Source organism: Streptomyces sp. NPDC045701 (genome assembly GCF_056432045.1).
Genome location: NZ_JBWKJV010000001.1, coordinates 233,295 through 256,764 on the forward strand (window position 1 = coordinate 233,295; position 23,470 = coordinate 256,764).

18 protein-coding genes and 1 riboswitch are annotated in these 23,470 nt (G+C 74.2%); of the genes, 12 read left to right on the top strand and 6 right to left on the bottom strand.

Translation table 11 applies throughout. The features are described from left to right. Window positions 1-15 precede the first annotated feature (15 nt). The 3 genes from AC07DW_RS01220 to AC07DW_RS01230 all read left to right on the top strand — a co-directional run bounded on the left by AC07DW_RS01220 (window position 16) and on the right by AC07DW_RS01230 (window position 3,497). Window positions 16-1,287: a PspC domain-containing protein gene (locus tag AC07DW_RS01220; RefSeq protein ID WP_478855514.1), complete on the top strand. Its 1,272-nt coding sequence runs from the start codon at window positions 16-18 to the stop codon at window positions 1,285-1,287. Next, a complete protein-coding gene (locus tag AC07DW_RS01225) occupies window positions 1,284-1,979 on the top strand; it encodes a LuxR C-terminal-related transcriptional regulator (RefSeq protein ID WP_478855515.1) in 696 nt (231 codons plus the stop codon). The genes AC07DW_RS01220 and AC07DW_RS01225 overlap by 4 nt, the downstream gene beginning before the upstream one ends. Window positions 1,980-2,189: 210 nt before the next feature. Continuing rightward, window positions 2,190-3,497 carry an alpha/beta hydrolase gene (locus AC07DW_RS01230; RefSeq protein WP_478855516.1) on the top strand — a complete coding sequence of 436 codons (1,308 nt, stop codon included), beginning with the start codon at window positions 2,190-2,192 and terminating at the stop codon, window positions 3,495-3,497. 173 nt (window positions 3,498-3,670) lie between these two features. On the opposite strand, the gene AC07DW_RS01235 is transcribed toward AC07DW_RS01230, so the two are convergent. Beyond that, window positions 3,671-4,723, bottom strand: coding sequence for a C40 family peptidase (locus AC07DW_RS01235; RefSeq protein WP_478855517.1), 1,053 nt, complete (start codon window positions 4,721-4,723; stop codon window positions 3,671-3,673). 232 nt (window positions 4,724-4,955) lie between these two features. Between AC07DW_RS01235 and AC07DW_RS01240 the strand changes: the two genes are divergently transcribed. Beyond that, window positions 4,956-5,309, top strand: a complete 354-nt coding sequence (locus tag AC07DW_RS01240) for a hypothetical protein (RefSeq protein WP_478855518.1) — start codon at window positions 4,956-4,958, stop codon at window positions 5,307-5,309. A 55-nt stretch (window positions 5,310-5,364) separates the two neighbouring features. Here AC07DW_RS01240 and AC07DW_RS01245 read toward each other — a convergent pair whose 3' ends face one another. After that, window positions 5,365-6,510, bottom strand: a complete 1,146-nt coding sequence (locus tag AC07DW_RS01245; RefSeq protein WP_478855519.1) for a C40 family peptidase — start codon at window positions 6,508-6,510, stop codon at window positions 5,365-5,367. Continuing rightward, window positions 6,509-6,669, bottom strand: a riboswitch (cyclic di-AMP (ydaO/yuaA leader). (Overlaps the previous gene by 2 nt.) Window positions 6,670-6,890: 221 nt before the next feature. On the opposite strand from AC07DW_RS01245, the gene pcrA reads away from it, so the two are divergent. Next, entirely contained in the window at window positions 6,891-9,353 is a 2,463-nt protein-coding gene (gene pcrA / locus AC07DW_RS01250; protein ID WP_478855520.1) for a DNA helicase PcrA, read from the top strand. Between the two features lie 6 nt (window positions 9,354-9,359). Here pcrA and AC07DW_RS01255 read toward each other — a convergent pair whose 3' ends face one another. After that, window positions 9,360-10,784: a M23 family metallopeptidase gene (locus AC07DW_RS01255; protein ID WP_478855521.1), complete on the bottom strand. Its 1,425-nt coding sequence runs from the start codon at window positions 10,782-10,784 to the stop codon at window positions 9,360-9,362. Between the two features lie 227 nt (window positions 10,785-11,011). Continuing rightward, complete coding sequence (locus AC07DW_RS01260; protein ID WP_478855712.1) at window positions 11,012-11,797, bottom strand: esterase/lipase family protein; 786 nt, start codon at window positions 11,795-11,797, stop codon at window positions 11,012-11,014. 341 nt (window positions 11,798-12,138) lie between these two features. Between AC07DW_RS01260 and AC07DW_RS01265 the strand changes: the two genes are divergently transcribed. Then, complete coding sequence (locus AC07DW_RS01265; RefSeq protein ID WP_064069885.1) at window positions 12,139-12,552, top strand: coenzyme B12-dependent isobutyryl CoA mutase small subunit; 414 nt, start codon at window positions 12,139-12,141, stop codon at window positions 12,550-12,552. Window positions 12,553-12,931: 379 nt separating this feature from the next. On the opposite strand, the gene AC07DW_RS01270 is transcribed toward AC07DW_RS01265, so the two are convergent. After that, window positions 12,932-14,557, bottom strand: coding sequence for a DUF5691 domain-containing protein (locus tag AC07DW_RS01270; RefSeq protein ID WP_478855522.1), 1,626 nt, complete (start codon window positions 14,555-14,557; stop codon window positions 12,932-12,934). A gap of 16 nt (window positions 14,558-14,573) precedes the next feature. Further along, the gene (locus tag AC07DW_RS01275) at window positions 14,574-15,926 is read right to left on the bottom strand and encodes an SWIM zinc finger family protein (RefSeq protein WP_478855523.1); all 1,353 of its coding nucleotides are present in this window, start codon (window positions 15,924-15,926) and stop codon (window positions 14,574-14,576) included. A 131-nt stretch (window positions 15,927-16,057) separates the two neighbouring features. Between AC07DW_RS01275 and AC07DW_RS01280 the strand changes: the two genes are divergently transcribed. The 6 genes from AC07DW_RS01280 to AC07DW_RS01305 all read left to right on the top strand — a co-directional run bounded on the left by AC07DW_RS01280 (window position 16,058) and on the right by AC07DW_RS01305 (window position 23,333). Next, a complete protein-coding gene (locus tag AC07DW_RS01280) occupies window positions 16,058-16,480 on the top strand; it encodes an MmpS family transport accessory protein (protein ID WP_478855524.1) in 423 nt (140 codons plus the stop codon). 165 nt (window positions 16,481-16,645) lie between these two features. Next, complete coding sequence (locus tag AC07DW_RS01285; protein WP_478855713.1) at window positions 16,646-17,779, top strand: ATP-binding protein; 1,134 nt, start codon at window positions 16,646-16,648, stop codon at window positions 17,777-17,779. Continuing rightward, the gene (locus AC07DW_RS01290) at window positions 17,776-20,148 is read left to right on the top strand and encodes a DUF5682 family protein (RefSeq protein ID WP_478855525.1); all 2,373 of its coding nucleotides are present in this window, start codon (window positions 17,776-17,778) and stop codon (window positions 20,146-20,148) included. Before AC07DW_RS01285 ends, AC07DW_RS01290 begins: the two co-directional genes overlap by 4 nt. Continuing rightward, a complete protein-coding gene (locus tag AC07DW_RS01295) occupies window positions 20,145-21,290 on the top strand; it encodes a VWA domain-containing protein (RefSeq protein ID WP_478855526.1) in 1,146 nt (381 codons plus the stop codon). The genes AC07DW_RS01290 and AC07DW_RS01295 overlap by 4 nt, the downstream gene beginning before the upstream one ends. Window positions 21,291-21,394: 104 nt before the next feature. Continuing rightward, on the top strand, window positions 21,395-22,309 hold the full coding sequence (locus tag AC07DW_RS01300) for a hypothetical protein (protein WP_478855527.1): 915 nt from the start codon (window positions 21,395-21,397) through the stop codon (window positions 22,307-22,309). 97 nt (window positions 22,310-22,406) lie between these two features. Further along, window positions 22,407-23,333, top strand: a complete 927-nt coding sequence (locus AC07DW_RS01305; protein ID WP_478855528.1) for a hypothetical protein — start codon at window positions 22,407-22,409, stop codon at window positions 23,331-23,333. Window positions 23,334-23,470 lie beyond the last annotated feature (137 nt).

The window sequence follows — 23,470 nt, forward strand, 5'->3', positions numbered from 1 at the left end:
TGTGACGATCGGGGCATGCCAGTCGCCGCCCGCCCGCCCGAGACGATCGACGATCCGCCCGTGCGCAAGCTCTACCGCAGCGCCGACGGGCGGATGCTCGGCGGCGTCGCGCGCGGCCTGGCGGGGCACCTCGGGCTCCCCGTCATCTGGGTGCGGCTGGTCTTCCTGGCCCTCTTCGTCGCGGACGGCCTCGGCGTGCTGGTGTACGCCGTTTTCTGGATCGTCGTCCCCCTGGGCGTCGGCGGCCGCTCCGGGCCGCGCTCCGTCTTCGCGACCACGCCCGACGGGCGGCGCCGGCTGCGCAAGCCCGACAAGGGCCAGGTCGTGGCGCTCATCGCGCTCACCTTCGGCGCGATCGGCTTCGTCACCAGCGTCGACCTCGGCGGCGAGGCCAACCGGTACGTGTGGCCGACGCTGCTCGTGGGCGTCGGCGTCGTCCTGGTGTGGCGGCAGGTGGACAACGCGCGGCGGGCCAGCTGGACGGAGCCGGGAGGCCGCAAGCGGCTCTTCCAGCTCGTGCGGGGCCTGGCCGGCGTCGCGCTGGTCGGCATGGGGCTGACGGTCTTCATGGTGGTGCGCGGCTCGGCGGCCCAGCTCGGTACCGCGCTCACCGCCGCGATAGCCGTGCTCGCCGGGATGGCCCTGCTGGCCGGGCCGTGGCTGGTGCGCATGTCGCAGGACCTCTCCGAGGAGCGCACCATGCGCATCCGCGCCCAGGAGCGGGCCGAGGTCGCGGCCCACGTCCACGACTCGGTCCTGCACACCCTCACCCTGATCCAGCGCCACGCCGAGGACCCCGGCGAGGTCCGCCGGCTCGCCCGCGCGCAGGAGCGCGAACTGCGCAACTGGCTGTATCGGCCGGAGGGCACCGGCAAGGACGAGGACCAGGAGCCGGACACCCTGGCCGAGGCGGTCAAGAAGACCGCCGCCGAGGTCGAGGACGCGCACGGTGTGCCCCTGGAGGTGGTGGTCGTCGGGGACTGCCCGCTCGACGAAGGACTGGCCGCCCAGATGCAGGCCGCGCGCGAGGCCATGGTCAACGCCGCCAAGTACGGTGGCGGGGGAGGGGCGGTGCAGGTGTACGCGGAGGTGGAGGGCCGCACGGTCTTCGTGTCCGTACGGGACCGGGGGCCGGGCTTCGACCTCGACGCCGTACCCGCCGACCGGATGGGCGTACGAGAATCGATCATCGGGCGGATGCAGCGCAACGGCGGCACCGCGCGGCTGCGGTCGGCGCCGGGCGACGGCACCGAGGTGGAGCTGGAGATGGAGAGGGCGGACGGATGACCGAGGACACGACGGCGGCTGCGGGCACGGAGCGGCGGGTACGGGTCGTGCTGGTGGACGACCACCGGATGTTCCGTACCGGGGTGCAGGCCGAGATCGGCCGGACCGAGACGACCGGCGTCGAGGTGGTCGGCGAGGCCGCCGACGTCGACCAGGCGGTCGCGGTGATCACCGCGACCCGCCCCGAGGTGGTCCTGCTCGACGTCCACCTCCCGGGTGGCGGCGGCGTGGAGGTGCTGCGCCGCTGCGCGAGCCTGATGACGGCCCCGGAGAACCCGGTGCGGTTCCTGGCGCTGTCCGTATCGGACGCCGCCGAGGACGTCATCGGGGTGATCCGGGGCGGGGCGCGCGGTTACGTCACGAAGACGATCACCGGGACGGATCTCGTCGACTCCGTCTTCCGGGTCCAGGAGGGCGACGCGGTGTTCTCGCCCCGACTGGCGGGTTTCGTACTGGACGCGTTCGCCTCGACGGACGCCCCGCCGGTCGACGAGGACCTGGACCGGCTCACCCAGCGGGAGCGGGAGGTGCTGCGGCTGATCGCGCGCGGATACGCGTACAAGGAGATCGCCAAGCAGCTGTTCATCTCCGTGAAGACCGTCGAGTCGCACGTCTCGGCGGTGCTGCGCAAGCTCCAGCTCTCCAACCGCCACGAGCTGACCCGCTGGGCGACGGCCCGCCGCCTGGTGTGACCCGGAGGGGCCGGACCCGGTGGGGAGGGATCGGCCCGACCGGGGAGGGGATCGGCCCGACCGGGGAGGGTTCGGCCCGACCGGTGAGGGGGCGGTCCGTCGGGGCGGGGCGGAGTATTTGTGAGGTAAACGGTACATAGGCGCGGCAACCCGTAGGGCGAACGGCCCCTCCTACTCCCCGTGATGAGCCTGACAGGTACTCCCTTCCTCGTGACCGCGGTCGTCATGGCCGTGATCGCCGTCCTGCTGCCGCTGGCGCTGTGGAGCCGCGTGCGCGGCCCCGCCGTCGTCCGGGCCGCGACGCGGTTGGGCATGGTCGGCTTCGCGCAGCTCACCGCGATCGTCGTGGTCTTCGTCGCGGTGAACAACGTCAACGGCCTCTACGACAGCTGGGACGACCTCCTGGGCACCAGCGACCACGTCGACTCCGCCATCGACCTGGGCCCCGACGGGCTGGGCGGCAGGCGCGTCGCCGACCTGCCGAGGATCACGCAGACCTTCACGCGCGTCGACGACCCCACCATGGGGCCCGGCGTCCGCAGGACCGTCCTGCACGGCGGCATCTCCGGGGTGAAGGCCGAGGTGTACGTCTGGCTGCCGCCGCAGTACGACGATCCGGCCCACAAGGACAAGAGGTTCCCGGTCGTGGAGCTGCTCTCCGGGTTCCCCGGCTCGCCGAAGTCCTGGTTCGTCGGCATGCGCGCCAACCAGCAGCTGGAACCGCTGATGCGGAACGGCACCGTCGAGCCGTTCATCCTCGTCGCGCCGCGCAGCCACCTCCTGGGCCGCACCGACACGGGCTGCGCCAACGTGCCCGGCAGGATCAACGCCGACACGTGGCTCAGTGTCGACGTACGCAAGATGGTCGTCGACAACTTCCGGGCCGCGGACACGGCCGACGGCTGGGCGGTCGCGGGCTTCTCCTCGGGCGCGCACTGCGCCACCAAACTGGCCATCGCCCATCCCGACCGTTACCGGTTCGGCGTCAGCCTGTCCGGCTACAACGACCCGGCCGCCGAACCGACCTCCCTCACCGGCCGGGATCCCGAGCTCCGGCGCGCCCACAACCCGGTCAACATGCTCAGGGCCGCCGCGGTGCCGCCCCGCGTCACGCTGCTCCTCACCGGCGACGGGGGCGACGGCTACCAGCAGGGCGTCGCACTGCGCGAGGCGTCCCGGGCACCGACGCGCGTCGACGTCCAGCAGGTCTACGGCGGCCACCGCATCAGCACGTGGGTGCGGGAGGTGCCGTCGGTCTTCCGGTGGCTCACGCAGCGGTTCCGCGCGGAGGCGGCGGCCGCCGGGCAGTCCCCCGACGGCCCTGGATGGGGCGGCGCGGGCACGGCACCGGGGGCGGACACCGCCGACGGGGGCCGGGGTCACGGGAGGGGCCAGGAGCAGGGCCGGGGCGGGCCGCCGGGAGCGGGCTCGGGCGCCGGGACGGCAGCGGGTGCCGGCGGCGGGGAACCGGCGACCGGTTCGGGCGGCGGAGCCCTCTCCGTGGGCGGCCGCCCGTAGCGCCCGCGCGGCAGGCGCTCCCGCCCCACGGGCCGGACCCGCCCGCGCGCGCGGGCCGCACCACACGGGTCGCCCCCGCGCCCGTGCCACCTGCCGCCCACCACGCGCGTGTGCCGCGCGGTAGGCGCCACCCGCCCACCACGCGCGCGTGCCGCGAGGTAGGCGCCACCCGCCTACGCCACGCGCGTGGCGCCCGCCCAGGGCATCTCGTCGATCGGCGCGATCCGTACCGGGGCGCCCGGCCGCGGGGCGTGGATCATCCTGCCGCCGCCGATGTACAGGCCGACGTGGCTGACGCCCGGGTAGAAGAACACCAGGTCGCCCGGGGCCAGCTCGGAGCGGGACACCCGCCGGCCGGTGCCGATCTGGGTGTACGTCGTGCGCGGCAGCGACACGCCGGCCGAGCGCCAGGCGGCCTGGGTGAGCCCCGAGCAGTCGAAGGCCGACGGGCCGGTGGCGCCCCACACGTACGGCCTGCCCAGGGCCCCGTACGCGTACGCGACCGCCTGCGCGGCACGCGGGCCGGGCGCTCCGACGGAGGCGCCCCCCGGGGCGGGGCCGCCTGCCGCGGCGCCGTGCCCGGAGGCGCCCGAGCCGGACGGGGTCCCGTCGTACGCGGCGCGCTGGGCGGCGGTGAGCCGGGCGAGGAGCTTCTCGGCGGCGGCGATCCGGCCCTGGACGGCCGCCTTGTGGCGGGCCAGCTCCGCCTGCCGGGCCGTCAGGTCGCGCAGCCGGCCGCCCGCCTCGGCGCGCAGCCGGGCGAGTTCGGCGGCCTGGCTCCGGGCGGCGCCCACCGCCGTGGCCTGCCGGTCGCCGACCCGGTCCGCCAGGGCGGCCCCCATGAGGTAGGCGTCGGGGTCGCTGGAGAACGCGAGCCGGGCGGCGGGTCCGAAGCCGCCACTGCGGTACTGGTCGGTGGCGACGGCGCCCAGGGCGTTGCGGGCGGCGTTGAGCCGGGCGGTCCGGCGGGCGGCCTCGTCGCGCAGCGCGTCCAGTTCCGCCTGGGCCTCCTGCACCGCCTCCTTGGCGCCGTTGTACTTCTCGGTGGCCTCTTCGGCCTCCCGGTACAGCCGGTCGGCCTCCGCCCTGACCTGGGCGGGGCCGCGGCGGGGTTCGGCGTGCCCGGAACCCTCCAAGACGGTGGCGGCGGCCGCCCCGGCGAGCGCCAGGGTGAGCGCCGCGCGGCCGCTCGGCGGATGCTGCTTGGGTTTCCGGTGCGCTGCCACGAGGGCGGTCACTTCCCTTCGGCGGGGGTGGGGCCTGGGGCAGGACGCTAAACGCGGGGGTCACGGCCGGGCGGCACCATGACCGCTATTGGCCGCAGGTGAGGGTTCCGGAACGCATTCGGAGAGCGTGATGCCCCCGAAATCCCGCATTCCGTAGCGGCTGCGACCGATGCGACGGATGAGGCGACCCTGACCGGCGTCCGGTGATATCGGCCCGGCTAGGCTCCGCGACATGGACGTACTCATCAATGTCTTCGTCGCCCTGCACGTCATCGGTATCGCCGCCCTGCTGGGCGGTTTCCTGACCCAGATGAAGGCGATGGGCGAGGGTACGGCGCGCTTCGGCCCCGCGATGCTGCACGGCGCGCTGACCATGCTGGTCACCGGGGTGGCCCTGGTCGGCCTCAACCAGGCCGACGACCAGACCGTGAACAACGTCAAGATCGGTGTGAAGCTGGCGATCCTGGTCGTCGTCCTCGGCCTGGTCTACGTCAAGCGGGACGAGGAGCGGGTCGACAAGGCGGCTTTCGGAGCCGTCGGCGGCCTGACCATGGCGAACATCTTCATCGCCACGCTCTGGACCTGACCCGACCTGACCTGAACGATCTGGCTCGGCCCGGCCCACGCGCGCGGCGGTCACGTCATGCCGGGCGCACGCCGCTGTGGACGGACAGGTGCGAGAGGGACTCCTCACGGACGCCCTCGCCGGGCCGGGGCGCGTGGATCATCTTCCCCTCGCCCTTGTAGATGCCCACGTGACCGCTGTCGCCGTGGAAGAACACCAGGTCGCCCGGGAGCAGGTCCTCCGTCGCGACCGGCGTGCCGGCGTGCGCCTGCTCCCGGGCGGTACGGGGGAGGTCGACCCCCGCCGCCCGCCACGCCGCCTGGGTGAGCCCGGCGCAGTCGTACGAGCTCGGGCCGGTCGCGCCCCAAACGTACGGCTTGCCTATCTGGGCCTCGGCGAAGGCCAGGACCTCTCGGGCCTTGGCGGTGGAGCGGCTGTCGTCGCCGCCCGGCCGGTACGGGTCGTACTCCGGCGGCTGGTGTTCCCGCGGCCGGTGCTCCACCGCCTCCGCCCGGCGGCGGGCGTCCTCCAGCAGGACCCGCGCCCCGCCGAGCTTGCGCTGCACGGTCTGCTTGGTGGCGCGGAGGGAGGCCTGCGAGACGCTGAGCGCCTCCGGCTCGCGCGCCGCCTCCGCCCGCCACGTCCCGAGGTCGGTGACCGTCCCCCCGGACCGGCCGGTGGACGGGCCCGCCGGCGGCTCAGGGGTCGTCAGCGGCTCGGGTGCCATCAGCGGCGAGAGGTCCCCCAGCGGCGCGAGGTCTCCCGGCGGCACCGGCTCCACGGGCGCGTGGGGGCCGGGCGCGAACACCGGCGCCGCGACCGGGCCCGGTCCCTCGGAGCGGTACGGGGCCGCCGCCCGCCCGGCGAGGGCCCGGCGCGGCCCGTCCGGGGCCTCCGTACGCCGGGCGGCGTCGCCGGCCGTCCCGCCGGCCTCGCGTCGCCGCTGCGGCGCGGCTTCCCCGGCCTTGCCGTACTGCTGGGTCCGACGCGCCGTGCCCGCCTGCCGGTAGAGGTCGTCGACCTTTCTCTGTACCTCCTCGACCGTCGGCGTGCGCTCCTGGTCGCCCGACGCACCGGTCGCGGCGGTCGCGCTCTGTGACGACAGGAGCGTGACCGAGGCCAGGGCGGCTGCCGTCGTGACCCCGACGGCGGGGGAGTGGGCATGCAGGGTCTGCAAGGTGCGCGATGCGCGCGGCTTGCGATGCGACGCCAAGGTCGGCATCTCCTTCCATGGACCGCCTACCGGGTCAGCCGTCGGGTTCGGGCGGAACGGAAGGTGCCCTACGGCCGTAGCGCGCCCTCAGGGGCTGCGGGCCGATTCACCTCGGTCGTGCGTGTGGTCCCCGGTTCCATACCGCCGTGGAGGCGGCACGGATTCGGCGTGGGCGGTCCGATCGGCGTGGTTCGCCGATGCGGGAACGGACCGCCTGGGCGAGCACGCTAGCCAACCTGTGGTGGTGCTGTGAAGGATGATGTTCGATATGCCCGATACGTATTCGTGACCTTGGCGTGATGTCGTCGAATCGGTACGGAGGGTGACGAGTCGGACCTGTTTCCGGTTCGTCCACGGCTGTCAGTGGGGCGGCCTAGACTCGATAGGCGATGAGCAGCCTCTTTGACGACAGCTTCCTGGCGGACCTCCGGAACCACACCGAGGAGCCCCCGCCGCCCGAGGACTCCGAGGGCCCCGGGCACGCCCCGGCCGCGGAGGAGGTCCCGCACGACCTCTTCGGCGACCGCTTCGACGTGCCCCCGGCCCGGGACGCCTACCACCGCGACGGCGCCCCGCGCACCGTCGTCGACCCCGCCGCGCTGCTGGAGGGGCTGAACGACCAGCAGCGCGCCGCCGTGGTGCATACTGGCTCGCCGCTGCTCATCGTCGCCGGCGCCGGCTCCGGCAAGACCCGGGTGCTGACCCACCGCATCGCCCACCTGCTGGGGACGCGCCACGTCCACCCCGGTCAGATACTGGCCATCACCTTCACCAACAAGGCCGCCGGCGAGATGAAGGAGCGCGTGGAGCAGCTCGTCGGCCCGCGCGCCAACGCCATGTGGGTCATGACCTTCCACAGCGCGTGCGTCCGCATCCTGCGCCGCGAGTCGAAGAAGCTCGGCTTCACGTCGTCGTTCTCGATCTACGACGCCGCCGACTCCAAGCGGCTGATGGCGCTGGTCTGCCGCGACCTGGACCTGGACCCGAAGAAGTTCCCGCCGAAGTCGTTCAGCGCCAAGATCTCGAACCTGAAGAACGAGCTGATCGACGAGGAGACCTTCGCCGACCAGGCCGCCGACGGCTTCGAGAAGACCCTGGCCGAGGCGTACCGGATGTACCAGGCGCGGCTGCGCGAGGCCAACGCCCTGGACTTCGACGACATCATCATGACGACGGTCCACCTCCTCCAGGCGTTCCCCGACGTCGCCGAGCACTACCGCCGCCGCTTCCGCCACGTCCTCGTCGACGAGTACCAGGACACCAACCACGCCCAGTACACCCTGGTCCGCGAGCTGGTGGGCACCGGATACGAGGACCTGGACCCGGCCGAGCTGTGCGTCGTCGGTGACGCCGACCAGTCGATCTACGCCTTCCGCGGCGCGACCATCCGCAACATCCTCCAGTTCGAGGAGGACTACCCGGACGCGACGACCATCCTGCTGGAGCAGAACTACCGCTCCACACAGACCATCCTGTCCGCCGCCAACGCGGTCATCGAGCGCAACGAGAGCCGCCGCCCCAAGAACCTGTGGACCAACGCGGGCGAGGGCGCCCGGATCATCGGGTACGTCGCGGACACCGAGCACGACGAGGCGCAGTTCGTCGCCGACGAGATCGACCGGCTGACGGACGCGGGCGAGGCCAAGGCCGGCGACGTCGCCGTCTTCTACCGGACGAACGCCCAGTCCCGTGTCTTCGAGGAGATCCTCATCCGCGTCGGCCTGCCGTACAAGGTCGTCGGCGGCGTCCGCTTCTACGAGCGCAAGGAGGTCCGCGACGTCCTCGCGTACCTGCGCGTGCTGGCCAACCCCGAGGACAACGTCCCGCTGCGCCGCATCCTCAATGTCCCCAAGCGGGGCATCGGCGACCGCGCCGAGGCGATGATCGACGCGCTGGCGCTGCGCGAGAAGATCACCTTCCCGCAGGCGCTCCGCCGGGTCGACGAGGCGTACGGCATGGCGGCCCGGTCGGCGAACGCCGTGAAGCGGTTCAACACGCTGATGGAGGAGCTCCGCACCATCGTGGACTCGGGAGCCGGCCCCGCGGTGGTGCTGGAGGCCGTGCTGGAGCGGACGGGATACCTCGCCGAGCTCCAGGCCTCCACCGACCCGCAGGACGAGACCCGGATCGAGAACCTCCAGGAGCTCGCCGCGGTCGCCCTCGAGTTCGAGCAGGAGCGCGGCGGCGAGGAGCCCGGCACGCTGGCGGAGTTCCTCGAGCGGGTCGCGCTCGTCGCCGACTCCGACCAGATCCCGGACGAGGACCAGGAGGGCTCCGGCGTCGTCACGCTGATGACCCTGCACACCGCCAAGGGCCTGGAGTTCCCGGTGGTGTTCCTGACCGGCATGGAGGACGGCGTCTTCCCGCACATGCGGGCCCTCGGCCAGACCAAGGAACTGGAGGAGGAGCGGCGCCTGGCGTACGTGGGCATCACCCGCGCCCGCGAGCGGCTCTACCTGACGCGGTCGACGCTGCGCAGCGCGTGGGGGCAGCCCTCGTACAACCCGCCGTCGCGGTTCCTGGAGGAGATCCCGGGCGCGTACCTGGAGTGGAAGCGCACGGGCGCCATGGCCAAGCCCGCCGGGCCGACGTCCGGGATCGCGTCGTCGCTGTCCTCGTCGCTGGCGGCCCGGTCGCGGTCCGGCGGCCCGTCCGGCTTCGCCACCCGGCGCACCACCGACAAGCCGGTGATCTCGCTGGCGGTCGGTGACCGGGTGACGCACGACCAGTTCGGGCTCGGCACGGTGATGGCGGTGACGGGCGTGGGCGCGGACGCGCAGGCGACGATCGACTTCGGTGACGAGAAGCCCAAGCGGCTGCTGCTGCGGTACGCGCCGGTCGAGAAGCTGTAGCGGGACCTAGGTCGGGTCGAGGCCGTGGCTGCGCAGCCACGGCAGCGGGTCGATCGCGGCGCCGCCGCCGGGCCGTACCTCGAAGTGCAGGTGCGGTCCGGTGGAGTTGCCCGAGTTGCCGGAGTACGCGATCACTTCGCCGGCCTTGACCTCGCCGGACCTGATCTTGGTGCTGCTGAGATGGCAGTACCAGGTCTCGGTGCCGTCCTCGGCGGTCACGATCGCCATGTTGCCGTACGCGCTGTTCCACTGGGTGCGCACGGTGCCGTCGGTCGCGGCCATGACCGGGGTCCCGTACTGGACGGGGAAGTCGATACCGGTGTGCAGGGACATCCAGTTGACGCCCGCCTGCCCGTACCGCGCGCTGAGCTGGTGCAGGGCGACGGGGAGGGCGAACTTGGGGCGCAGCGCCTCGCGGCGGGCCGCCTCCTCCTCACGCTTCTTGCGATCCGCCTCCTGGCGCGCCCTGAGGTCGATGCGCTCCTGGGTGCGGCTGGCGCGGTCGCCGAAGTCGCGGGCGTCGGCGCTGAGCGCGGCCAGCTGGGTGTCGAGTTCGCTGTTGGCGACGACCGGCTGCACCGAGACGGGGTCGGCGGCGGTCACCGCCTTCTCGTCGGCCTTCGCCTCGGCCGGGCCACTGCCCGTGAGGCCGCTGACCGAGGCGGCGGCGATACCGGCGACGCCCATCACGCAGGCCGAGGGGACAGCGACGGTGAGGAGCGCGGAACGCTTGGCCGGGGTACGGCGCCGGCCCCGGCCGCCGCCACCGCCCGTCGCGCCCGCGCGGCGGCTGGCCCGGGGGGCGACGGGGGTGATCGCGGTCTGGGTGAGGCTCTCGTGCAGGCCCTCGGGCTCCGGCTCGTACGCCGCTTCCGGTTCCGGTTCCGGTTCGGCCGCGGACTCGGGCGCCGCCTCGGGCTCCGGGTGCGGCTCCATGTGCGGTTCCGGCGTGGCAAGTTGGTCGGCGGCCGCGTAGTCGTACTGCTCGGGGAGGGGGAACGTCTCTGTCGGCGCGGCGGCCTGGTTCCAGGCGGTGGCGTCGTAGGCGCCGGTGTCGAGCGCGGCGGCGGCCACGTTCCACTGGCCGGTGGCGTCGTAGGTACCCGCGCCGGTCCAGGCGGTGGAGTCCCACTGTCCGGTGTGCCCGGACTGCTCGGCGTACCCGGTGGTGTCCGTGGTGGCCCACTGCTGGGTGGCGGTGGCGGCGGTCCACTGCGTGGCGTCGTACTGGCCACTGTGGTCGGCGTAGTAACCGCCGGCGCCGTCGCTGCTTTCGTAGGGGGTTCCGTAGGTGTCCCCGTAGGTGCCGGGGAGGGCTCCGAAGAGAGGATCGGTGGCGAAACTGCCGGTTTCCTGGCTGCCGGACTCGAGGCTGCCCGTGGAATAAGCGTCGTCTCCGACGTACCCGGCGTGGGGGTGCTGGTCGTTCACCAACTTCTCTCTCGCCTCGGCAGCAGGACCAGGTCTGGGGTGGCCCCCGGTGACAGGGGCCCCAGAGGGAAAGCAGTGGGCGCGACTGTACCCGGCGGTACGCGCAACCGACAATCTTCCGCGGGTTTTAGGCCCTGGGGAAACGGGCATTCGGCCGCCTTTCGGCGGAGTGCGGGCAGAGCCTTGGCCCTACGTTCGATAGATGTTCGACAGCCGGCCGGGTGACGTCAGGCCACGGACGCGGAATCGGATGTTCCGGCGGTCGCCGCCCCGTCGGACTCCAGCACCTCGCGGACGCCGGCGGCGACCGCGGGGTGCACGGGCAGCGCGAGATGGCCGATTCCGGTGACGCGTACGTTCCGCGTGATCAGGTCCGGATGCTCGACGCGTGCCGTCTCCACCGGAACCATCCACTGGTCCAGGTCGCTCCAGAAGCCGACGAAGCGCGTACGGCAGCCGGGCGCCGGCTCGGCGAGCTCCCGGAGCACGGACGAGCCGGGGCGCATCTGGCGGACCAGCGGGTGTGCGCCGGCGAGCGGTGCGACGGCCGTCCCGGAGTGCGGGGTGCCGAGGGTGACCAGGGTGCGCACGCGACGGTCGCCGCCGAGCCGCTGGACGTAGTAGCGGGCGATCAGACCGCCGAGACTGTGCCCGACGATGTCGACCTCGCGATGGCCCGTACGCTCGCAGATCTCCTCGATGTGGCGCCCGAGCAGCTCGGCGGCGGCGCGGATGTCGCAGGTGAGCAGGGAGTGGTTGAGGGATTCCACATGGCGCCGCCCGTGCCGCAGGAGGGACCGCCGCAGCAGTACGAAGACGGAGCGGTTGTCCGCGAAGCCGTGCAGCAGCACGGTCGGCGGCTGCGGCGCTGCGCCGGACGGGAGGGACGGGGCAGGCGGCGGCCCGGCGGGGCGCGGGCGCCGTTCGGGCGCGATGCCGGTGGGATAGAGGACCAGGTGACCGGCCAGGATCGCCAGTTCGAGGGCGGTGGCCCTGAACAGGGCGGTGGACATCCGTAAGGGGATGAGCGGCAGCAGTTTCCAGGGCAGCAGGACCTTCACGGCCGACCTCCGAATCGGGGTGCCGTCCCGGAGGGGGTGCGATGTGGTCGTACCCCGCGCCGTGCGGCTGGCGGCGCGGTGATACGGCGACCTCGCTGCGGCTCCCTTGGCGATCGTCCCGGGTTCTCTGGGGTCGATGGGCCACCCGATACGGGTACGACGCCTGGCGAACTTGTCCCACGTGTGATTTCCCCCTCCCTGTCCACCGCGAAACGGCCGGTTGCGGGATGCTGTAGATAACGTTCGTTCACCTCCCCGGCATTTAGGTACGGGGGACGCATGTGGAGGCAGTGATGGGTGTGACCGGTCCGATCCGCGTGGTGGTGGCCAAGCCGGGTCTCGACGGCCACGATCGCGGCGCGAAGGTGATCGCGCGGGCGCTTCGTGATGCCGGTATGGAGGTCATCTACACGGGCCTGCACCAGACGCCGGAACAGATCGTGGACACGGCGATCCAGGAGGACGCGGACGCGATCGGTCTGTCGATCCTGTCGGGCGCCCACAACACGTTGTTCGCCAAGGTGATCGAGCTGCTGAAGGAGCGCGACGCGGAGGACATCAAGGTGTTCGGCGGCGGGATCATCCCGGACGCCGACATCCCGCCGCTGAAGGAGAAGGGCGTGGCGGAGATCTTCACGCCCGGCGCGACGACGGCCTCGATCGTGGACTGGGTCAACGCCAACGTCCGCGTGTCCGCCGAGGCGTAGCCCCCGCGCGAGGCCGCGGCCAGGCGGGCGGCCCGCGCGCGGCCGACTGCCGTGATGCGGGTTGCCCACCTGTGGCCGGTTGCCGTTGGGAGCCGCTCCGTGAGGGGTGTCCCGGGCTCTCCGCGTCCCCCTTCGAGGCGGGCCCGGGGTGGTTCCGCCGGCGTGAGGGTGGCGGGGTCAGGCGGGGGTGCTGGGACGTAATAGGAGCGAAGCGACAGTCCGAGCGCCCCCCGCCGCGGGCCCCGGCGTCCGCCCCGCACCACCGCCCCGCACCACCGGCGCGAGCCGACGTGCGCCCCCGCGCCGCCGCGGGCCCCCGGCACCGGGGCGGCGGGACCCCCGCACCCGCCACCGCACCACCGTGCGGGGTCGGAGCGGTTCAGCCCCGGGGGCCCGGGGGCGAAGCCACCGGCAGCAGTTCCGCCCGCATCGCCGCGCGCAGCCGCAGCGTGGCGACCAGGCGCTGGAACGCCTCCGACCAGTAGCCCCCCGCGCCGGGGGAAGCGCCCTCCGGTTCGTCCGGGACGGCGGTCAGGATCTCCAGGCGGTCCGCCTGGCCGGGGTCGAGGCAGCGCTCCGCCAGCCCCATCACCCCGCTGAAGCTCCATGGGTAGCTTCCCGCGTCACGGGCGATGTCCAGCGCGTCGACCACCGCGCGGCCGAGGGGTCCGGCCCAGGGCACCGCGCAGACCCCCAGCAGCTGGAACGCCTCCGACAGGCCGTGCGCAGCGATGAAGTCGGCGACCCACAGGCCGCGTTCGCCGTCGGGGAGGATGGTCAGCAGCTTGGACCGCTCGGCCAGCGAGGACGTGCCCGGGCCGGTCGCCGGGGGTGTCGTCGGCGGGCCGAGCAGCGCACGGGCCCAGGCGGGGTCGCGCTGCCGGACCGCCGCGCGGCACCAGGCGGCGTGCAGCTCGTCGGCCCAGTCGTCGGCGACCGGCAGGGCGACGATCTCCGTGGGTGTGCGGCGGCCAAGCCGTGCCGTCCATACGGTCAGCGGAGCCGACTCGACCAGCTGGCCCAGCCACCAGGACCGTTCGCCCCGGCCTGTCGGCGGGTCGGGCTGGACGCCGTCCCGCCGCATGTCGGCGTCGCACTCGTGCGGGGCCTCGACCGTGATCGTCGCCTCCGCGCCCGTACGGTCCAGGTGCACGCAGCTGGAGGCGCGCACCGCCATGCGGCGGGCGAGCGCCGAGCGGGGCAGCGCGGAGAGCAGTTCGGCGGCGGTGGACCGGACGTTGCGGCTGCGGTCGGAGAGCGCTTGCTCCAGGAACGGCTCGTCGGCGTCGGACAGTCCGGTGCGCAGCGAGTCGAGGAACATCAGCCGGTCCTCGGCGCGCTCGGCCGGCCAGGTCGAGGCGAGCAGGGCCGCCGCGGCGGCCGGGTCGTGTGCCCGTACGGCACCGAGCAGCGCGACCCGCTCGGCGAACAGGCCCTCCTCCCACAGGCGCCGCACGGCGTCCGGGTCGGCGGGGTCCGGCAGCGCGGTCCCTCCCGAGGCGCCGCGCAGGGCGAACCGCCACTCCGGGTTGAGCCGGGCCAGCCACAGCCCGAGCGGTCCGGCGAACGTCAGTGCGGCCGGCCGCAGGTCGGTACGCGCCCGTGCCGCGTCCAGCAGCGCGGGCAGCACGGACGCCGGCGCCCGGTAGCCGTGCGCGTTCGCGGCGGCCAGCCACTGCGGCAGCAGCTCCGTCAGGTCGGGCGCCGTGCCCCGGCGGCCGCCGCCGGAGGAGGTGCCGGAACGGTCGGCGAGCAGGTGGGCGAGCCGGCGCCGGGCCGGATCGGGCAGGGGTGGCCGCCCGTCGTGCGGCGCGGGCTCCGGCAGACCGGCGGCAGGTCCCGGCAGCAGTCCCGCCCGGCGCCGCACGGTGTGCAGCGCGGCGGCGTCCAGCAGCGCGACCGGCGCGTCCTTGCCGGGGGACCGCGCCAGGACGTCGTCGGCCGGGGCGCGGCGGTCGGTGCCGAGCAACGCCGAAGTGACGAGGTCTTCCCAGGTGGTGGTCATCGGTGTCCTCCGTACGTCAGGTCAGCGGGACCGTCTCGGGCGTCTCCGAGGACCAGGCGGTCAACGGGGTGAAGCCGCGGTGCCCGCACTCGCCGAACACCGTGACCGGTCTGCCGCCGGACAGTGCGGCCAGCCGCCACAGGCCGGGGCCGCCGAGCGCGGCCGTCGCGACCGGCAGCGCGGAGCCGCCGTCCGCGTCGGCCAGTTGCCAGCCGCCGTCCTGGGACGGCGCGGGTATCACGCCGGTCAGGGTCACCGGCCACGAGTCCAGCCACGGGTCGTCCCGCAGCGCCGTGCCGTACGCCGCCAGGGCATCGGCCACGTCCCCGCCCGGTGGGTGTCCGGTGTCCGGCACCGGTGTCGAGAACTGTTCACCGAGTTCGGCCCGGAGCCGCCCGGCGCCCGGGTACGGCCTGACCTCGGCGTCGATGACCACCCCCACGGGCAGGGCGAGTGCGGGCGCCCGTCCGGCGGCGCCGAAGGAGAGCAGCAGCGCCGTCCGTCCGCTGCTCCGTCCGTGCAGCCAGACGCGACGTGTCGTCAGTTTGCCGTCGGAGGTGTCGTACTGGGCGAGCACCGACCAGTGGTCGCGCACGGCCGGGCCGTCGGCGGACGCGGTGAGGCCGACTCTCGTGCGGACCGTGGCGGCCAGCGGCTCCGGCAGCCGTCCGATGTCCAGCCACGCGCGGTCGAGCAGGTGAGTCAGCGCGCATTCCTCCAGCAGCCGCACCGGCCAGCCCGGCCCCGAGCCCGGTATCGCCCCCAGCTCCCTGACCCGGCCGGCCAGGCCCGGGGCCTGGGCGTCGACCATGCGGGCCGCGGTCTCCTCCCACAGCCCGTACCCCGACCGGTCGGCGGCGGCCAGCCCGCCGCGCAGCAGGTCGGCGAGCCGCTGCTCCAGCTCCTCGGCGCCGGCCGTGATCCGGGCGGCCCGCTGCTCGGCGCGGCGCCGTGCCGCCTCCGGGTCGCCGCTCCTCGCGGGCCCGCCGTCCCCCGGGTCCTGTCCTCGTCCTCCCGCCGCGCGGGCGCGTCGCCCCGCCAGCCACGGCTCGGCCCAGTCCGGCGCGTCGCCGTCGCGCACGGCATCCCCGTCCGCCGCCCAGAGCAGCAGCAGCGCCAGCGCGTGTTTGCACGGGAACTTCCGGCTCGGGCAACTGCACGAGTAGGCCGGGCCCGTGGTGTCGACGATCGTCCGGTACGGCTTGCTGCCACTGCCCTTGCACAGCCCCCAGACCGCCCCCGAGCCGTCGCTTCCGCCGCCCGACCACGGCCCGGCCGTGCCGAGCTTGGCGCCCGCCCTGCGTGAGGCGTCGTCAGGAGCCAGAGCCAGCACCTGTTCCGCCGTCCAGCGCACCCCCTGCTGATTCATGGGAACGACGGTAGGTGACCCCACTGACAATCGGCTCTGACCAGCGATTTCGCCCGGATGGAGAGGAGTTGACTTTGCTTTGCCTTTACTGTTTTCTGCCTGTGACACCGTCAACTCATCCGGGGGACCGCATGAACCGCACCGCCCGCACCATCGCGTCGGCGCTCGTCACCGGTGGACTCGTCCTCGGCCTCGGCGCCTGCTCCGAGATCGCCGACGAGGCCGCCAAGCAGGTCGACAAGGAAGTCAACGAGCAGTACGAGGTGACGTACGAGATCACCGGCAAGGGCATCGACTCGATCGACTACCACGTCGACGGCGGCGACGTGACGAACCCCAAGGTCGAGTCGGTGCAGAAGCCCGCGCTGCCGTGGAAGAAGACGGTGAAGCTCCGGGGCCTCCTGCCGCCCGGCGTGCTCCCGGTCGCCGTCGACCCGGCGGGCGTCGAGATGTCGTGCAAGATCATCTACCAGGGCAAGGTCATCAAGGAGCAGACGGCCAAGGGGATGGCCGCCGCGACCGGCTGCATCGCGGTCTCCCCGGTCGCCGGCTGACCCGCCCGGCGACCCCCGACCGCGCCCCGGCCACCACGCGTTCCGCCCCACGAGCGGCCCCCGAAGCACCTTCGGGCCACCGTGATCAGCGGAAACGGTGGATTGTCAGTGGCATGGTGCACGGTGGATCCCACACCCGGTCGCACATGATCTGGAGGGGGATCCATCACCGTGCCCGCACCCACCGAAGCCACCCGAGAAGCCGTCGGAGCACCCGGCACCGAGGTCCTGCGCCCGCACGCCGAGGACGCGTTCGCACACGAGCTGAAGGCACTGGCCGCGGCCGACGACCGTCCCCGCCCGGCCCGTTGGCGCCTGTCGCCGTGGGCCGTCGCCACCTACCTGCTCGGTGGAACCCTGCCCGACGGCACCGTGATCACGCCGAAGTACGTCGGACCGCGCCGGATCGTCGAAGTCGCCGTCACCACCCTCGCCACCGACCGCGCCCTGCTGCTGCTCGGCGTCCCGGGCACCGCCAAGACCTGGGTGTCGGAGCACCTCGCCGCCGCCGTCAGCGGCGACTCCACGCTGCTGGTCCAGGGCACAGCCGGCACCCCCGAGGAAGCCATCCGCTACGGGTGGAACTACGCGCAGCTGCTCGCCCACGGGCCCAGCCGTGACGCCCTCGTGCCCAGCCCGGTCATGCGGGCCATGTCCGACGGCATGACCGCGCGCGTCGAGGAGCTCACCCGCATACCCGCCGACGTGCAGGACACCCTGATCACGATCCTCTCCGAGAAGACACTGCCGATCCCCGAACTCGGCCAGGAGGTGCAGGCGGTACGGGGCTTCAACCTCATCGCCACCGCCAACGACCGCGACCGCGGCGTCAACGACCTGTCCAGCGCGCTGCGCCGCCGCTTCAACACCGTCGTCCTCCCGCTGCCCGCCACGGCGGACGCCGAGGTCGAGATCGTCTCCCGGCGCGTCGACCAGTTGGGACGCTCCCTCGACCTGCCCACGGCCCCCGAGGGCGTCGACGAGATCCGCAGGGTCGTCACCGTCTTCCGCGAACTGCGCGACGGCGTGACCACCGACGGCCGCACCAAGCTGAAGTCCCCCTCCGGGACGCTGTCCACAGCCGAGGCGATCTCCGTCGTCACCAACGGCCTGGCCCTCGCCGCGCACTTCGGCGACGGGGTGCTGCGCCCCGGCGACGTGGCCGCCGGCATTCTCGGCGCGGTCGTCCGCGACCCGGCGGCCGACCGTGTCGTCTGGCAGGAGTACCTGGAGACCGTCGTGCGCGAGCGGGACGGCTGGAAGGACTTCTACCGGGCGTGCCGCGAGGTGTCCGCATGACGGCCGGATCCACCGGACCCCTGCTGCTCGGAGTGCGCCACCACGGGCCCGGATCGGCCCGTGCGGTGCGGGCCGCTCTGGACGCCGCCAAGCCCCCGGCCGTGCTGATCGAGGGCCCGCCCGAGGGGGACGCCCTGCTGCCGCTGGCGGCCGACGAGCGGATGCGCCCACCGGTCGCGCTCCTCGCGCACGCCGTCGACGACCCCGGGCGCGCGTCGTTCTGGCCGATGGCCGAGTTCTCCCCCGAGTGGGTCGCCATCCGCTGGGCGCTCGACCACGGGGCGTACGTCCGCTTCATCGACCTGCCCGCCGCCCACACCCTCGCCATGGCCGGGGACCCCACCTGGAGGGACGGCGAGGGCGAGGGGATGACCGGCGACGGCGTCGGCGAACAGCGGCACGGACTGCGTGTCGACCCCCTCGCCGTGCTCGCCGGGACCGCCGGGTACGACGACCCGGAGCGCTGGTGGGAGGACGTCATCGAGCACCGGGGCACCGGAGCGGCACCCAACGGGCCACCACCCGGCGCAAGCCACGACCCGATCGCGGTCTTCGCCGGACTCGCCGACGCCATGACCGCCCTGCGCGAGACCTACGGACACGGCGGACACGACCGCGACCTTGTCCGCGAGGCCCACATGCGCCTCCAGCTCCGCGCCGCGCGCAAGGCGCACGGGGACGGCGTGGCCGTCGTCTGCGGTGCCTGGCACGTGCCCGCCCTCGCCGCCACGACCACCGTCACCGCCGACCGCGCCCTGCTCAAGGGGCTGCCCAAGGTGAAGACCGAGATCACCTGGGTGCCCTGGACACACCGCAGGCTCGCCCGGCACAGCGGCTACGGCGCCGGCGTCGACTCGCCCGGCTGGTACGGGCACCTGTTCGGCGCGCCCGACCGGCCGGTCGAGCGCTGGCTGACCAAGGTCGCCGGACTGCTGCGCGACGAGGACCGGATCGTCTCCTCCGCCCATGTCATCGAGGCCGTACGGCTCGCCGGCACGCTCGCCGTCATGCGCGGGCGCCCCCTCGCCGGGCTGACCGAGACGATCGACGCCGTACGGGCGGTGATGTGCGACGGCTCCGACGTGCCGCTCGGGCTCATCAGGGACCGCCTGATCATCGGTGACGCGCTCGGCCAAGTCCCCGACGACGCCCCCGCCGTCCCCCTGCAACGCGACCTCACCCGGCTCCAGCGCACCCTGCGTCTCAAGCCCGAGGCCTTCGAGCGGGACCTCGACCTGGACCTGCGCAAGGAGACCGACGCGGCGCGCAGCCTGCTGCTGCACCGGCTGCGGCTCCTCGGCGTCGGCTGGGGCGAACCGGCCGCGGGGCGCGCCGGCACCGGCACCTTCCGGGAGAGCTGGCGGTTGTGCTGGGAGCCGGAGCTGCACGTCCGGGTCGCCGAGGCCGGGGTGTGGGGCACCACCGTGCTCTCCGCCGCCACCGCCAGGGCGGAGGCGGACGCCGGCTCGGCCACCGCGCTCGCCGAGGTCACGGCCCTCGCGGAGCGGTGCCTCCTGGCCGGGTTGTCCGGCGCCCTGCCCGTGGTGATGCGGGCCCTCGCCGACCGTGCCGCGCTGGACGCGGACGTCGGTCACCTCGCCCAGGCCCTGCCGGCCCTGGCCCGGTCCCTCCGGTACGGCGACGTGCGGTCCACGGACACCGCCGCGCTCGGCGGGGTCGCCACCGGGATCGCGATGCGGATCTGCGTCGGCCTGCCGCCCGCGTGCACGGGCCTGGACGCCGACGGCGCCGCCGAGATGCGCGGCCACCTGGACGCCGTCCACAACGCGATCCGGCTCCTGCCGGCCGGCGGCACGGAGGACGTCACGGGCAGGTGGACCGACGTCCTGGGCGGGCTGGCCGGGCGGGACAGCGTCCCCGGCGTCATCCGGGGACGGGCCGCGCGGCTGCTCCTGGACGACGGACGGCTCGCGAAGGACGAGGCGGCGCGGCTGATGGGGCTCGCGCTCTCGCCCGGCACCCCGCCCGCCGAGGCCGCCGCCTGGATCGAGGGCTTCGTCGGCGGGGGCGAGTCCAACCCCGGCGGCGGCATGCTGCTCGTCCACGACGAGCGGCTCCTCGGGCTGGTCGACGCCTGGCTGACCGGGGTGCCCGCGGAGGCGTTCACCGACGTGCTGCCGCTGCTGCGGCGCACGTTCTCCGCGTACGAACCGGGGGTCCGCCGCACGCTGGGCGAGCTGGTGCGGCGCGGCCCGGCAGCCGGTGGCGCGGCGCGTGCGCAGGCCGCGGTGCCCGGTTTCGCGGCCGATCTCGACGAGAGCCGGGCGGACGCGGTGCTGCCGCTGCTGCGGCTCCTGCTGGGCACGGACACGGACGACGACGAGCTGTCGGGGGCGGGGGAGCGGTGAGTGACGACGAGCGCCTGAGGCGCTGGCGCCTGGTGCTGGGCGGGGGCGAGGCCGACGGGACGGGCCGCGCGCTCGCCGGGACCGACGCCGCCATGGACGGCACCCTGGCCGCCCTGTACGGGGAGAAGGGCGGCTGGGGCAGCGGCGGCCGGGACCGTTCCGCGGGGCTCGGGGCGTCGGCGCCGTCCGTCGCCCGCTGGCTCGGCGACATCCGCGCCTACTTCCCCAGCACGGTCGTCCAGGTGATGCAGCGGGACGCGATCGACCGGCTCGGCCTGTCCGCGCTGCTGCTCGAACCCGAGATGCTGGAGGCCGTCGAGGCGGACGTCCACCTGGTCGGCACCCTCCTCTCGCTCAACAAGGCGATGCCCGAGACGACGAAGGAAACGGCACGGGCCGTCGTACGCAAGGTCGTCGACGACCTGGAGAAGCGGCTGGCCACCCGCACCCGGGCCACGCTCACCGGCGCGCTCGACCGCAGCGCGCGCGTCAGCAGGCCGCGGCACCGGGACATCGACTGGGACCGCACCATCAGGGCCAACCTGAAGAACTACCTGCCGGAGCAGCGCACGATCGTGCCGGAGCGGCTCATCGGGTACGGGCGGGCTGCCCGGTCCGTGAAGAAGGACGTGGTGCTCTGCATCGACCAGTCCGGTTCGATGGCGGAGTCGGTGGTGTACGCCTCGGTGTTCGGCGCCGTGCTGGCGTCCATGCGGTCCCTCGCGACCCGGCTGGTCGTCTTCGACACGGCCGTCGTGGACCTCACCGACCAGCTGGACGACCCCGTGGACGTCCTGTTCGGCACCCAGCTCGGCGGCGGCACCGACATCAACCGGGCGCTGGCGTACTGCCAGTCGCGGATCACGCGCCCGGCCGACACCGTCGTCGTCCTGATCAGCGACCTCTACGAGGGCGGCATACGCGACGAGATGCTGAAGCGGGTGGCGGCGATGAAGGCGTCGGGCGTGGAGTTCGTGGCGCTGCTCGCGCTCTCCGACGAGGGCGCCCCGGCGTACGACCGCGAACACGCGGCGGCGCTCGCGGCCCTCGGCGCGCCCGCGTTCGCCTGTACCCCCGACCACTTCCCGGAGGTCATGGCGGCGGCGATCGAGAAACGACCCCTGCCCATACCGGACATGTGACCCATCGGTAACGCGGGGCTTGCGCCACCGGGGCGGGTTCGTGCGAGCATCACCCCGACGTACGCGGAAGACGATGTTCCGCGCAGAGGAGGAATCCGCAGACCGTGACCGCAGCGACCGCCGCCGTGCCCGTGACCGTCCCGCGCCTCGTGCGCGGGACGGTGGCGCGGCGCGCGCTGGCGGTCGTGCTGCTCCTCGGTGGCCTGCTGGCCCTGGGCCTCCTGCTCGGCGGCCCGGCGCACGCGGCGGACCGGCCGGGAACCACGCCCGTGGCACCTGCCGGCGACGTGGACCACGAACAGCCGGGGGCGGCCGCCGGACGGCTCGTCGACGCCCATGGGACCAAAGCCGCCGCCGGCGGGCGCGTAACGGCCGCCGTCCGGGAGGCCGAGGAGGCCGCCGACCCGGTGATCGGTACCGTCACCGGGCCCGTCACGAGCACCGTGCCCGAGGTCACCGAGGGCCTGACCCAGGTCACCGGGGCGCTCCCCGGGATCCCGTCCCCGTCGGCGCCGCCCGTCGTCCCTGACCTCCCCGCCGCGCCCCCGGCACCCCTGCCGCAGCCCGGCCCCGGCGTGCCGCTCGCACCGCCGACCGGCACCCCCGGGACCCACGACGGAGCCCAGGAGACCCGGGGCGGGGCGCAGGACGCCGCCACCGCCCACGAGACGGCCGGCCGGCCCGCCGCCGCCCAGCCCCGTACCCACGCCCCGGCCCTCCGGCCGGCGGCGACCGACGCCCCGGGCTCCGCTACCGCCGTCTCCCACGCCGAGGCCGCCGCGCACCGCGCCACGGCCACCCACATCGCCGTGCCGTCGCCGCCCTTCGCGCCCGGCCCGTGCGGTGGCGCCGTCCGGCAGTCCGCCGCCGGCGACGGCGGCACCCCGCGCCCCGGCGACCAGCACGCCGTGGCGTCCCCGGCGGACGCCTCCTCCGTACCGGCACGGGGCACCGCGCGGCCGGCGACCGCCGCGCCCCTCCGGGACCGGCCGCACACCATCCTCGAATTCCCCGGCTAGGGCAGCCCTCCCCCGCTCAAGACCTGCCGCGCGGGGGCGGGACAGGTCTGCCCGTCATCTCCAGCCGAGAACCGAATTCGAAGGATCCGACGTACCCATGCACCAGAACATCCGCCGTTCCATAGCCGTCGCCGCCACCGCCACGGGCATGTGGGCCATCGGCACCGCCGCGGCCAGCGCGGCCGAGGTGTCCCTGCCGGTGCCGGTCTCCACCCCGGACCGGGCGGTCGACACCGCCGACACCGCGGCCGACACGGCGGTCGACACCGCCACCGGCACCGCGGCCGAAGCCGTCACCGGCGGTACGACCGCCGCAGCCGCAGCCGCCGCCGACACCGCGACCGCCACCACCACCGACCGCGCCGAGGACGTCACCCGGCAGGCCGCCCAGGACGTCCGCACCGACGCCCGGTACGCGTCGGCGCCCGTCCAGGCCGTGGGCGCGGAGGCCCAGGACGAGATCGACTACCTGTTCGGCCCCCTCACCGCCTTCGCCCACGAGGTGGCGAACGACCCCGCCGCCACCGCCACGCCCGTCGCTGACGCCGCCGCCCAGGACACCCTGCCGCCCATCGCGTACCGCGCCGTCCACTCCGTCCTGCCGGTCGCCGGCCAGGCCGTCGGGGACGCGGGCGTCCTCGCCGAGGACGTCGTCTCCGACGCCTACCCCTTCGCCGAGGGCGTCGTCTCCGGCGTCCCGCCGCTGGCCGGCGGAGTGGCCGGCCAGGTCGACCCCTTCGCGGACGGCGTCACCGGTTCGGTGCGGCCGCTCGTCCAGGCCGTCGCCGACCAGGTCCAGCCGGTCGTCCAGGGCGTGGGCGGCAGCGCGACCGGCCTCGCCGAGGGCGTGACCGGCGAGGTGACGCCGTTCGCGTACGGCGTGACCGGCGACGTCCGGCCCTTCGCGGCCGGCCTGGCGGAGGGCGTGACCGAGGACGTCCAGCCGCTCGCCGGCAACGCCGCCACGGGCGCGCACGGCACGATCGGGACGGTCACTCCGGACTACCTGCCGTACGGCGTGTGACCGGAGTCTGATCCGGTACGAAATCCGTAGCAACGGGCGGCCTCACAGCCAGGGGGGCCGCCCGTCGGAGGTCCGTGCTTGTGACAGGTATCACCGCTCCGGTGTGATCTGTGATTTAGGACCCTCGGTCTCACGGG